The sequence below is a fragment of the Romboutsia faecis genome, assembly GCF_014323405.1.
GTDB lineage: Bacteria > Bacillota > Clostridia > Peptostreptococcales > Peptostreptococcaceae > Romboutsia_E > Romboutsia_E faecis.
This window is the reverse complement of sequence record NZ_JACRWE010000004.1, coordinates 234,086-247,902: the sequence shown is the minus strand read 5'-3', so window position 1 is coordinate 247,902 and position 13,817 is coordinate 234,086. Positions and strand designations below refer to the sequence as shown.

Sequence of the window (13,817 nt, the reverse complement as noted above, 5' to 3'; positions counted from 1 at the left end):
CAAAATAATGTTCTTTTATATATTTTACAGATTTAAATTCAGTTTCTGAAATTTATAAATCATATCAATAACTATGAGTATGCCCTTTACTACGGTCATCATATAGTCTTCGTTCTCATTATATTAATATTATTCATAACTTGTATTTAAGTATTTCATTTTAATGGCTATAAACTTTAATAAATAGTTTATTATCCAAAATGTAGAAATATAATAACATACAAAAAGACTTGTGTTCGTTTTATTATAAATAATTACACTTTCTAATATTAATAAAATACAATTGAATATACAAAATAATAATTGTAAATTATAATAATCATCTTTTAAAACATTTATCTTTTCACTACGTATAGTATAGATGATACTTTTCTTTTTACACGATATTATACTATATACAAAAAAAATCAATGATATACTGATATAAATTATAAACACTACATCTCCCATACGAATTCCTCCCTTTTGTTTAATTCATATTATAAAATGATTGTATAATTGTTTTTATTATATCATTCTTGTAATCCATTTATCACTAATTACATAAACTGTGGCATTCTTAATTTAAAATCCTTTATCTTAGTGTAATAGATTTATTTGCATATAAAAAAGATACCGCCTTTAAACAGTATCTTCTTATATTTTATAACTGAACTTTATATTATATTTAAATTTTATATTGTATCATTATATAAGTAGTAAATATACTATTTTCATGTTTCCTATTAATATATCCATTGTGTTTTTTTATTACACTATCTATTTGAGTCAATCCAATTCCATTCATAGGACTATGCTTTGTAGTTAAAAATCTTCCATTTACTTCATTTACATATCCATTGGTGCTATTACTTATCTTAATTATTAATCTATTATTTTCTGAAATCATCTTTAAATCTATATATTTATATTTATCAATAAGATCACATGCTTCTATTGAATTATCTAATAGGTTTCCTAATATAATACATATATCCAAATTAGAAATTTTTATTTCTGAACTTAAATCTATATCTAGGTTTATTCTTATACCTTTTTCTTTTACAATTTTCATCTTACTTGACAGTATAGAGTTTACAGCTATATTATCTGTATATATATTTCCATCTAGCTTATTAATATTAGAATTTATCTCCTTTATATACGAAATAGCATCTTCACTCGCTCCTACTTCTAATAAACCTACAACCATATTTATATGATTTCTAAGATCGTGTTTCCAACCTATAATTTCTTTATACATATCAATAATTTCTTCATCATGTATTTTACGCTTTAAGTTCATTTCTAGTATAAATTTAGCTTCTGATTCTTTATATAGCATATTTAAAGTATATACTGAGAATATTTCTATAATACAAAATATAAATACAATAATTATAGTATACATACCTATACTAATTTCATTTAAAACTAGATATCTCTCTATTAAAAATAATAATATATGATTGCAAATTAAAATAATTACTCGTACATATAATGTTTTATCTTCTATATATCTTAGAAAATCTATATTATTAAAAAAAGTTAATACAAGTAAATATTGAACCAATTTATTTAATATTGTAGCTATATATATTTTATAACCAACAGAAGTCATCATTTCACCTAATGTTAAATTGAATAATGCTGATAATAATGTATTGACTGTAAAATATCCTGTTGACATAATAACAATGTAAAATACCGAAAAAAAAACCTTCTCACATGTTCTTCCTCTTCTAAATAGAAGAGGGTACATCAATACTAAAATATTATAACTTAAAATAAAAATAAGTATTTTATTAACGTCTACCTCATAAATCATTTTTATCATTCTAGTTGATGATATTGAAGTATAAAATATAATGGTAACTATACTACATACTTTACTATATTTATCATTTTTAGGTGGCATAAGTTTATTAAAAATGTAGATTAATATAAATGAACTTATAAAGTCATTTATCCTTTCAACTGAACACAAATTTATCATAAATATTACTTAAACCTTATTCACAAATATAATTTATAAAACTATCATTTATTTCTTCATACTTACCTTTACTTATAGGTATTTCAATTCCATTCTCTAATAATACACTATTCTTTAGTATTGATTTCACATACTTTACATTTACTATATAAGACCTATGGCATCTCACAAAATATTTACTAGGTAAAATTTTTTCTATTTCACTTATTTTTTTTCTTAATGTTATTTTTTCTGAATTTGTATGAATATCTATATATGGAGAAAACATTATACAATAATGTATTTCATTATAATCTAATTTAATAATTTTTTTGGTGTCTCTATAATAATTTTTGATGATTCATCTTTATTGTTTATTCTATCCATAGTTTTATCTAAGCAAAAATATAAATCCAATTTATCTATAGGCTTTATTAGATACTGCAATGCCCCCACTCTATATCCATGTAGCGCATATTTAAAAAATCCTGTAACAAAAACAATATCAACAACTTTATTTCTTTCTCTAATTATATTAGATAATTCAATTCCTGACATTTTATCCAACTCTACATCTAAAAAGATTATGTCATACTGATCATAATCTGACCACTGAAATAGGAATGACTCTGCATTTATAAAATTATCAATCGATATATTAACTTTTTTTTCTTTAGCCCAGTTTTTAATTTGAGTATTAAGCAAATCAAGCTGTAAAGTTTGATCCTCACATGCTGCTATATTCATTGATATAATTACCTCCTATATCTTAGATAATATATAATATCTCTGGTTCTGTATTAATTTTATTTTGATCATATCTAATCTTAATAGTTTCAGTTTTCCTCATTTTATGTCTTATTGTTATATGTATTGCATAATAAGTGTTGTATGTCTATAGATATAATAGAATTTAATTATAATTTATTTAACTCTTATCTATATTTTAATCATAAATTTACATTTTAACTTTAACATATATATTCGAAAAATACATAGAATGGTCCTAAATTGTAATATTTTGTGTCTAAGTTTCTACTCATAAGTTATAAACATTAATAGCTATTTATTTTAGTTATACATTTTCATTAAATATTATATAATGTATATCGATATTTTTATATAAATATTTATAATAATCTAAATAAACATACAATAAGATAATAAAATATTTATTTTTCTTTAGTAACGCTTTGAGAAATATTTTAAGTTTATTAATTTAGATAAAAAAGCACATTGATAATTTTACCAATGTGCTTTTTTATTCTTAGAAGTAAATTTAAAACTTTAAAATACTTAAACTTTAAATTAATGTATTCCTATCAAAATTATACTTCTAGTATTTTTATTTATTTATTTTATCTATAACATATGTCTCTAAATCTTCTTTAGGTATTCCTAAAACAATTGAAAATTCATCTTCTAGCAATCCTTTAGCTATTTTCATGAATTTCTCATCTACTTGATTAAGCTTTTTTTTATTTTTTATTAAATTATTCTTTTTCTCATTAAGGCTTACTAGTTCAGTTAATAAGTCTATACACTCGTAGTTTTTTAATAATTTCTTATAGCGGTCTTGTAATACTTTTATATTATTTGTATCGCATTTATTTTTTTCTATTGTCGGAATATCTTCAATTAATTTTTGAATTTCCTCATATTTTAAAACTGATCTTATAAAGATATTATTATCTATAGGTACAAACACCTTTCCATTTTCATGCATTGGCTTTAATATATAGTAAGTCTTATTTTTATTAATTTCAGAAATATTAAGTTGCGTTATATTCTCTACTTCGCATACACCTTCACTACCATAAACAACAAACTCTCCAATTTTGTACATACTTCACATCTCCCATCTTTATTTTATTATTCAAAAAATAGAAATTTACTAAGATTGATGGACTTAAATTCCTCAAGTTGTACTCCTCACTATGCTAGGAATAATCTGTGTATTAGCAAGGTATCCTTCAGTATTGAACTATTTTTCATATTAAATATATCTATATCAAAAAGCTTTATATATAAAAAAAGATCCTTTTTAGGATCTTTCCGAAACAATATATATTATTATAATATAGTTATGTTTTCTGCTTGAGGACCTCTAGCACCTTTAACTATATTAAAGCTTACTTTTTGACCTTCTTCTAATGTCTTGTATCCAGTAGTTTGTATTGCTGAATAATGTGCGAAAACATCATCTCCACCTTCTACTGATATAAATCCAAAACCTTTTTCACTGTTAAACCATTTTACTATTCCGTTATTCATATAACTTCTCCTATCAAAGCCTATATAAAGACTTTTCATTCATTTTGTATCGCTACAATATTTATTATAACACATACTTTAACAAATAGATACCTTTATTATTTTATTACCAACGTGTATCTTCTATTTCACTTATTTTTTATTAGTGTTATTTTTCCTGAACTTGTATAAATATCTATATAAGTAAAAAACATTATGCAATAATGTATTTCTTTATATTTTAATTTAATAATTTTTTTGGGTGTATCTATAATTAGTGTAGATACTTCACACTTATCACTAATTTTATCTAGTACTTATATAAACATAAATATAAGTCTGATTTTTATAGGCTTTATTAGATATTGTAATTCGCCAACTCTATATCCATGTAGTGCATATTAAAAAAAACTGTTACAAACACAATTTCAACGTCTTTATTCTTTTCTCTAATTATATTAGATAATTCTACTCCTGATATTTTAGTCATCATTATATCTAAAAATATGCCATCATACTTATCGTAATGTGACCATTGAAATAAAAATGATTCTGCAGTTTCAAAATTATCAATAGAATATCACTAAAAGTAATTTTCTAAGTAATAATAAAAGAGATATTGGCATTTAATCCAATATCTCTTTAAAAAATTATGATATATATTTAATTCTATTTTATTTTTACTTTCTCAACTTATTTTAAGTTTTTCCTTTTTATAAATAATCCACCGGCTGCTATAGTAAATATACTAACATATCCTAGTATAGAACTATCTCCAGTTTTAGGATTATTACTTTCATTTGTAGATATAACTTTTTCTTTTACAAATATTATTCTTGTAAAAGTAGAAACATTTCCATCTTTATCTTCTACTGTATAAGTTAATTTATACTCTCCAACTTTTGATGTATTTACACTTCCTGATACTTTTATAGATGCTGTTAAGTCTCCATCTTCTTTATCATATGCTGATATCCCAGACAATGGATCAAACTTATCTCCAACTGTTATAGTATCTATTGAGCTTGTAACCTTTATTACTGGTTTTTCACCCTTAATAACTTCTGGTTTTCCTGTTTTTTCAGATACTGTTATATCTATTGTGATTGAGTTTTCCTCACCTTGAGAATCTTTTACAGTATACTTTAATGTATATTTACCTGATTTTGTTGTGTCTACCTTTCCTGATACCTTTATAGAATCTGTTAAGTCTCCATCTTCTTCATCAAATGCAGTTACTCCATCTAATGGATTAAATGTATCACCTACAGTTATATTAGTATTTAGTCCTTCTATAAATATAATTGGTTTACTATTTACTGGCTTTTCAGTTCCTTTATCAGCTAACTTTTCTAATCTATCATTTATTTCATTAGCATTATCTAAAGATTTACTTACCTTTATACTTATGTAGGTATCTTCTGTAGATTTAAATAATCTAAATATCCTACCTTTATTTGATACCTTTATCTTGTAAATAGTAAAGTCATCATCTTGATTAATAGAAATAAGTTCATAATCTAATGATTCTAAATTATCTAAGAATTTATCTAACTTATCTACAGTTACATCCTTAACTTCAAACTCTATCGGAGACTCCTCAATACCTAATCCCGAAACTGGGGTTAATACATCAGTATCTACTACATCTTTTACATATGATGGCACTTCACTATCTTCTTCAAAGATTGATACATTAATAGTTATTGTATCAGATAAATCACTTCCATCAGTAGTTAATGCAGTTAAAGTTACTTGACCCTTAGATTTCGCAGTTATTCTTGCTTCATTTCTAACAATTCTTAACTCAGCTATTGATGAATCACTTATTTTCCAGTCTATCTCCTTTAAATCTGCATTTTCATCAACAGATGCAGTTATAGTTTTTGAACCACCTATATAAACCTTATTATCACTCTTGTTATTTATTGCTATATTCTTCGCTAAAACAATATCAGATTTAACTGTTACAGTTATTTCCTTAGTTGTTGTTGCTCCTTTACTGTCAGCTACTTGATACTTAACTGTATACGTTCCTGCCGTATATGTATCTACGTCATTCGCCACGACTTTTATACGATGTGTTAAATCTCCTTCTTCTTCATCATTTGCGGTTACACCTTCTAATGGATTAAACTTATCTCCTACTTTTATAGTTTTATCACTTGCTATGATTGTTGGTATTCTATTTATTATACCTGATTTTGGATTTACAGTCACCTTACTTTGTGCTCTAGCAACCTTTCCTTTGCTATCAGTTGCACTATATGAAACCTTATATTCTCCAGCAATATTTGTATTTACGTTACTATCAACCTTTAATTCTATATTCTTATCTTCATCAGTTACAGTTACTCCATTCATTGGATCAAATTTATCTCCAACAGATATAGTATGATCTTTAACACCTAATATAACCGGAGCTTGGTTTGCTACTACTGTTAATGTTATTTGCTTTGTAGCCTTATTACCATAAATGTCAGTAGCCGTATATGTTAACACATAGTCAGTATTTTGTTCTGGGTCTAAGTCAAGATCCTTGTCTACTTTAACGTCAACATCAACATTTCTTCCTTTTTTATCTACTGCTTTGACACCTTCAAGTGGTTTGAATATACTTCCTCCAGATATAGTAATATCAGTTAACTGTTCTTCATTCATAGTAATAGTTGGAGGCTTAGTTACGTTGTCTAAAGCTACATTTACTTGAATTTTTAAAGGTTCTGACTTTATAGTATTCTCCTTAACTGCTGTAATTTCTAATTCATATATACCTGGTGTATTTTCAGTAAACTCTGTTATTACTTTATTATCCTTTTTAACTTCTAGAGTTAAATTTTCAACACCATCTTCATGTTGCATCTCTAAACCTATTTTTTCTTTTAGTATTTTAGGTGTCAACTCCAGTTTTTCACCTTCAACTATATTTATATATCTTTCTTCTGAAGTTATTATTGGTGCTGTATTTATAGTTATATCTTTATTTTCATGCGTTACAACTAAATCATTGTATTCTTTATTTGTATTACTTACATATTTATATTCTTTTTCATTATTTGGAACTACTTTATATGATTGAGTGCTATCTGATAATCCCTTAATATCTAGTTCAAATACCTCTAACTTATTTTCAGTCTTAGGTAATGAATTCTCAGAAGTTATCAAAACATCTATAGTATTTTTTACTTCATTATAAGTGTAATCTGTTAGTATACTATTACTTGTAGTTAAATATTCATCATTTTTTAACCTTTTTTCAACTTCTTTTTTAACTAGATCCTTTATACTATTTTCTCCGTCCTTTAACGTTGCTCCATCTAGTTTTATACTAAATTGAATAGCTTTAGGTATATCTTGTATATTGTCTATTGCAACTTTTACTGTATCACTATCAACTCTTTCAACATCTAACTTTAATTGATGTTCTGCGCTAGTAGCTTTTTCATTCGTCAGTTTAGGAACTGCGCAAGCAATAGCCGCTGTCGATGTTAATACCAATGTTGATGCTATTGCAGCTTTTACTGATGGTTTTAATTTTGTCATTAGCTCATCCCTTTCTATTTGTTAAGGACTACCTCAAAAGAGATAGCCCCTTTTTATTTATTATCTATTTTCCGAAGCCTTTTTTATTGTTTCATTATTTATTTCTATAACTTTATCATAAGAAGATTTTAATGCTCTTGATTTACTATTATTTAAATCTATTTGTGGTAAATCATTTAAATCATTTGGTAAATCTACTAAGAAAGTATCACTTACTAATCTTTGTCCAACTGGAGCATTATTTGAATCTAATTTGTTATATCTATATAGCTCACCTTTAATTTGCTTTCCTTCTACGTTACCCTCTTCAGCTTGTTGATCCGGAGTTATCCAATATAGCCAGTTACCCTCTGCAACTTCACCTAACTCTGAATTTTCTGGTAAGTTGGCTAATAAAAGTACCCCAGCGTTACGTGCAAAGTTTTCATCTTCTTCATTTAATACTAAAGGTATGTTAAATGCTGGATCTCCTTTATACTCTCCAGTTACTATTATAGAACCTTCTGGTATAATTTTACCTTCAGCATATTTATAATCTGACTTTAATCTACCTACTCCATTTTTATAAACTTGGTCATTGTTATCTATTCCTATTTCTATATTGTCACCTTGAGGACCTAATATATCAAGTTCTGCTATAGATATAGTTGAGGCACCTTTAGCTACTAACTTAACGTACTTCGCATCATATGACCATAATTGACTATTATCACTATTTCCATTTTCATTGAAGTAAATTGTATTTTCTTTATTAGTATCAAATTTACCTGAGTGAGCTTTTGTCCATGTACTTCCGTTCTCACTTACATAAACTTCATAATTACTTATTGGAGAATAAGTAATTTCTTTATTTTTACTGAATAAACTCTTTAATGAGAACTTCTTCTTAGCTGTAGTTCCTGGAGTATACTTAAGTCCAACTACAGGCTTACTTCTATCCATTTCAATTGTTACATATGGATCTCCGCCCATTGTTTGTCCGCTATTATTAGTAGTCTTCGATGCATTATATACAGTAGATTTATCATTATCTTTTATCTTATTAATTGATCCATTTTCAACTTGACCATGTCCTGTATTTTCATCAGCAACATCTTCCACACTTCTTGTGTTAGTATCAAACTTCCAATCAGATTTAGCTATACTTCCATCATGACTTACTTTTACAGTACCGATTTCTGTTACTTCCGTTACATTTAAATCATAATCATAAGCTCTAACTTTGTATCCGAATGTTCTATTATTTACTGCATCTATAACATCTGTATAAGTAGTTACGTCACCATCAGCATTTCTTTCAACAAACCCAGATACAACTTCCTTAGTTCCACTTGAAGTAGATTCTTTTCTTATAATTTCATATCCAAGAATCTTATTAGAATCCTTATTTACACTTAATTCTAATGGTACTTCCTTTTGGTTTAGATAAGTCTTTTCAGTTATTTCATTTCCATTTTTATCAGTTCCAAATGAAGCATTTACTTTAGTATTCTTTGCCATTACTAAAGAACTCAGATTATTACTATTCGTAGCTTCAAGCCTCTTTCTTCTAGCATTATCATTTAAATAGTAAATTGCCTTATCTTCTTTTGGATAGTTTTGCTTGTCTAAGTATTCATTTGTCTTAGGACTAGCTACTATCCCCCACTTTTCAAAGAACTCTCTTAAATCTTTACCCACTGCATCTGATGATCTCATTACAAATGTTTGAGCTACGTTATCATGACCCGCTTCATTTTCAGCTATTCCCTTTTCTCTAGTAACTCTGTATAACTTAGCATAGAATGTATCATTAGTTAAGTCACCATCAGTATTTATATCTAACATCTTATAAGTATTATCTTGATCATAAGCTAAGTGTAACTGCCAGAACATACCAAGCTTAACAAGTCCTGAACTTGCAAGTCCTACACTTCCTGATGTTACCTTATCATATACTTGGTCATATGCTCCTTCTAATCTTGATGCATCTTCATCATCAAATGTTTGAGTTATAAGTGCTAATATGTTATTTGTAACTTCTACATAAGTTAAGCCTTTTGCATCATGAACATGTCCTATTTCGTGGTTTATACCCCATCCAAATAGAGATGCTTCATCTTTGTTAACTAAGTTTCCGTTAGCATCAAACTTAAATGGTACTCCTTTCATCATATCTGCTACTGAACCATATCCTATACCAACATGATGACTTCCTGCATACATAAATGCTCCTGTAAACATTCTTTGATATTTGATATTTATACGGTTTCTAGGCGCTCTATTATCATTGAAGAATTGTTGCTCACTCTTTCCATTAAGTTCTGTTAAAGCAGTATTAGTTATTTTACCATCTCCATCAAAGTCAACTGGTGATTCAAGTAAACCTTGTTGTACATAAGACACCTTCATTAATTGCTCCCAAGCAAGTAATGTATCATATACTCTATTTACTTGTTCCTCTTCAGTAGATAATCCATCTGTTATCCCTTTAAGTACTTTATCTGCTGCAAGAGAAAGTGTTATTCTATCTCCTTCTATTTCTGTACTATTCAATATAGAAGTTTCAGGATCATATGTATATATATTATTTACTTTATCTCCAGTCTTTGGATACCTGTCTGGTAAAGTACTCACATATGACTTTAATTCTCTTATATAAGTCCTTATAGCATCTTTTGCTTCCGATTCTTTAGATGCATCATCTATAATATTATTTAAATTTAAGTGAGGTATTTCAGTTCCACCACTTACACGAACTTGTACTTTTTGATTATCACTGTAATTGCTAGCAAAACTTAGGTATAAGTTACCGCCTTTTTCATAATCCATCTTAAATGCTGATTCTGGTATAGTTATCTCATTCTTACCTACACTTAACTGCTGACTATACCCTTGTACAGCTGTTCCACTTTCAGCATAGTGTTGAGTTATATTAAGATTAAACTTAGTATTTTTATTTGAAGATCCTATGTATATATTAACTTTATCCCCTGGCTTTACAGCTACACCTAGAGCCTGATAATTATTTGATTGACCTATTGTATTCTTTGTATTTCTTATCTCAGAATCAAGATTTATTATCTTATCATTTAATTTAGCATCATCTAATAAGTCTTGTGCTCTTTGTAAATCATCTAATATTTGAGTTTGATTCGGGTGATACTCCATACTTACTGAATCCATAGTTTTAGCTCTTTTTACAAGCTCATCTATCTTTTCTTGAGTTACATCTTCATTTAGCTCTAACATTAAGTCATCTTTAAATAACGCATCTACCTCTTCCTCTAAGCTGTCATAATGATAGAATTTCATTTCAGACATACTTACATATTTTCCACCATATACATCTGCCTTTAAAGCAACAGTTTTTGCTGTAACTGGTTCACTTAATTTAACTTGTACATAGCTAACTCCATTTTCAGATCTTATATGATTCACATTTTTAGAGTTTACTATTTTTATTCTTTCTCCTTTATCATTGTAAACGTCTAATCTAGCTTGATGAGGTAAAGTATGCATATTTGGATTCTCTAATTTTACAGCGAATCTTATAGTGTCAAATTTATATTCTTTATCAAAAGTTACTCTTGGCATTTCTCTGTCATAACTTACTCCACCACACCAGTCTTTTCTAATAAATGCTGTACTATAGTCATTATCAAACATTTCTACGCCTGTTCCAACGTAAATTGAATCATTTGACTTAAGTTCAACTTTCTCTATATGATTAGTAAGTTCTCCATTTTCATTAGGAGTATTTATAAGCTTATAATTAGGCACCTCTGGTGGAATCAACTTAGATGTAGATCCTACATAAGTTTGAGATAAACCTCCTGTACCATGATGGTTAGTAGCAGTCATTTTTATTTCATAAGTAGCTTGATCTTCTAATCCTGTTATATTATAAGTTGTTGCTCTTATTAATTCATCTTTATCCTGCTTTTCTTCTGGCTTTAAATTTGCAACACCATCAGGTATATTATTTTCTGTGTTAGAATCTTCGTACTTAGGCTCATTAGGGTCATTTGCCTTTATCCAAGCACCTGTTCCAACTTTTCTGTAGTATAAATCGTAATCTTTAGCTTTTTTATGGCTCTTCCAGCTAACGTTAAGTCCTTTATATTGTCCTTCAATCTTTATACCTTCAGGTCCTTCTGGCGCAGTTTCTGGTATAACTTGAAGTTCTACTATAGAGTCAGATCCAAACTTATTTCCACCTTCTCCATTAGCACTTTTCTCTAATATACCAGTATTAGAGTTCCATGCTTGTGGCTGATAGTTAGTATCTACGTTATCAGGTATTCCATCTTTATCATTTGAGGTAGTTTCTAAGTTAGTAATTCCAACTGTATTTTCATTATAATCTTCTTGTTCATCCTTATATCCGCTCTTCCAATCTCCTGAAAGTGATTGTATACTAACTCTATACGTTGAGTATCCATTTACGCCTTCTATTTTTAATGTATTTTCACTTGTTTTATATGTTTTTGTAGATTTAACAATCCCTTTTTCATCTAGCTCTTGAACCTTTAGTTCATATCCAGTTACATTAGTTTCATGATTCCATCCTAATGTCATTGCTTCATTTCCAACGGCCGTTGAGCTTGTGAAGTTATTTATAACTGGTATATTCATTTTAGGTTTTGGTATCTCTTTGTAAACATTATTCAAGAACTCAACCTTAGATATTTCTGCTAAATTCTTATTACCTCTACTTCCAGTAACATTTATAGTTATCTCACTTACTGCAACCTGCTTACCTAAGTCGATAACTATTTCGTCTTGAGAATCATCGTTTGTAGTTCTTACATTTGATTGCTTCAAGTTTTTCTCATTAAAATCAACTACTAAATCAGTGCCATTTTCTCCTGCATTTGGAATAACTACATTACCATTACTTGGAGCACTTTGACTTGGAGCACTTTGACTTGGAGCACTTATAACTATCTGTTCTGTAGTCTTAGCTTGTCTAGTTGTACCGCTTAAATTTAATTTTATTGATAGAGGATTTTCTTTACTTACAGGTGCCTCTGATGCAGTCTTTAAAGTAATACTAGATCCATTGTCCTTTAGTACATCCTTTATATCTGTACCCTCATCTAGCTTTGTTGTTTCAGATAATTCTACCTCAACATTTTCAGGGTTTATAATAGGGTCTGTATCTAAAATCTCAACATCTTTGACTTCTTTATCAATATTTTGATGAATGTATGTTAAATCTGTTATGTCAATCTTTCCATCTCTATTTAAATCAAACCTTTTATCGCTTCCTTTAGCTACTAAATTTGCCATTCCTTTTATTTTACTTTTTAATTCATCGTAATCTGAGTATGTTACTAAATTATCTTCAGTTACATTTCCAGCTAAAAACACACCTGGATAATATTCTTTTATATCATCTGATGTGTCTTCTGTTCCTTTATCATCTAAAATTATTTTATTATCACTTGTTCCAATTAAGATTCTCTTAGAATAATTAGTTATATCTATATCTTCTATAACTGCTGTTTCATATCCATCTCCAGATACTTCAATTGAATATGAACCTAACTCTAAATCTTCAAATGTTAAGTGATAGAATGATAAATTATCATCACCAGGTTTTAAATTTTCTCTTTTACTATTTAGTGCTTCTAAAGTATATGATATCCCTGATTCTGTAGCATTTTTCTTTTGATCAGATCCAAGTTTAATAGTTTCAGTTTTTCCATTGTTATGTCTTATTGTTACAGATATATTTGTAGTATCAGTTATTGTATATTTTATAGGCATACTGAAATTTAAATCTAATTCTAATTTTCCTTTTGGATTGTAATTATCTTTGTCAGTATTTACTTTATCTGTAGTCTCTTCTTCTATAGAGTTATCCTCTTTTAATTCTCCATCTACATATGTTTCTATTTCTTCAGTTCGATCTTTATCAATATCAATTATATCTACATCTTGTGATATACTTTCATTATTAATATCAACATCATTAATATTTGTTGCATTTTCTGCAAATGTAATCCCCTGCATTTGACCTACAATCAAACTTGCAGCTAACACACTTGATATTTTTTTCTTCATATACTCAATCCTCCTT

8 protein-coding genes are annotated in these 13,817 nt (G+C 27.7%); all 8 read right to left on the bottom strand.

The genetic code is table 11. From position 1 onward, the window contains the following. Window positions 1-667: 667 nt before the first annotated feature. The 8 genes from H8923_RS10330 to H8923_RS10295 all read right to left on the bottom strand — a co-directional run bounded on the left by H8923_RS10330 (window position 668) and on the right by H8923_RS10295 (window position 13,801). Window positions 668-1,975 carry a sensor histidine kinase gene (locus tag H8923_RS10330; RefSeq protein WP_153924551.1) on the bottom strand — a complete coding sequence of 436 codons (1,308 nt, stop codon included), beginning with the start codon at window positions 1,973-1,975 and terminating at the stop codon, window positions 668-670. A 16-nt stretch (window positions 1,976-1,991) separates the two neighbouring features. After that, window positions 1,992-2,243 (bottom strand): LytR/AlgR family response regulator transcription factor, encoded by a 252-nt coding sequence (locus H8923_RS17840; protein ID WP_153924548.1) that lies wholly within the window; start codon window positions 2,241-2,243, stop codon window positions 1,992-1,994. Window positions 2,244-2,269: 26 nt separating this feature from the next. Beyond that, the gene (locus H8923_RS10320; protein WP_153924544.1) at window positions 2,270-2,701 is read right to left on the bottom strand and encodes a LytR/AlgR family response regulator transcription factor; all 432 of its coding nucleotides are present in this window, start codon (window positions 2,699-2,701) and stop codon (window positions 2,270-2,272) included. A gap of 598 nt (window positions 2,702-3,299) precedes the next feature. Further along, window positions 3,300-3,800 (bottom strand): CarD family transcriptional regulator, encoded by a 501-nt coding sequence (locus H8923_RS10315; RefSeq protein ID WP_153924541.1) that lies wholly within the window; start codon window positions 3,798-3,800, stop codon window positions 3,300-3,302. 227 nt (window positions 3,801-4,027) lie between these two features. Further along, a complete protein-coding gene (locus H8923_RS10310; RefSeq protein ID WP_147539668.1) occupies window positions 4,028-4,228 on the bottom strand; it encodes a cold-shock protein in 201 nt (66 codons plus the stop codon). A gap of 337 nt (window positions 4,229-4,565) precedes the next feature. Next, complete coding sequence (locus H8923_RS17835) at window positions 4,566-4,781, bottom strand: response regulator (RefSeq protein ID WP_187127923.1); 216 nt, start codon at window positions 4,779-4,781, stop codon at window positions 4,566-4,568. A gap of 119 nt (window positions 4,782-4,900) precedes the next feature. Next, window positions 4,901-7,750: a DUF5011 domain-containing protein gene (locus H8923_RS10300; protein WP_153924538.1), complete on the bottom strand. Its 2,850-nt coding sequence runs from the start codon at window positions 7,748-7,750 to the stop codon at window positions 4,901-4,903. A 60-nt stretch (window positions 7,751-7,810) separates the two neighbouring features. Continuing rightward, window positions 7,811-13,801 carry a M60 family metallopeptidase gene (locus H8923_RS10295; RefSeq protein WP_153924536.1) on the bottom strand — a complete coding sequence of 1,997 codons (5,991 nt, stop codon included), beginning with the start codon at window positions 13,799-13,801 and terminating at the stop codon, window positions 7,811-7,813. Between the last annotated feature and the right edge of the window lie 16 nt (window positions 13,802-13,817).

What these genes read in the sequence shown, in the direction of transcription:
- H8923_RS10310 (WP_147539668.1), bottom strand. Translation starts at nt 4,228, where the DNA reads ATGAATAACGGAATAGTAAAATGGTTTAACAGTGAAAAAGGTTTTGGA.
- H8923_RS10330 (WP_153924551.1), bottom strand. Translation starts at nt 1,975, where the DNA reads ATGATAAATTTGTGTTCAGTTGAAAGGATAAATGACTTTATAAGTTCA.
- H8923_RS10315 (WP_153924541.1), bottom strand. Translation starts at nt 3,800, where the DNA reads ATGTACAAAATTGGAGAGTTTGTTGTTTATGGTAGTGAAGGTGTATGC.
- H8923_RS10320 (WP_153924544.1), bottom strand. Translation starts at nt 2,701, where the DNA reads ATGAATATAGCAGCATGTGAGGATCAAACTTTACAGCTTGATTTGCTT.
- H8923_RS17840 (WP_153924548.1), bottom strand. Translation starts at nt 2,243, where the DNA reads ATGTTTTCTCCATATATAGATATTCATACAAATTCAGAAAAAATAACA.
- H8923_RS10300 (WP_153924538.1), bottom strand. Translation starts at nt 7,750, where the DNA reads ATGACAAAATTAAAACCATCAGTAAAAGCTGCAATAGCATCAACATTG.
- H8923_RS10295 (WP_153924536.1), bottom strand. Translation starts at nt 13,801, where the DNA reads ATGAAGAAAAAAATATCAAGTGTGTTAGCTGCAAGTTTGATTGTAGGT.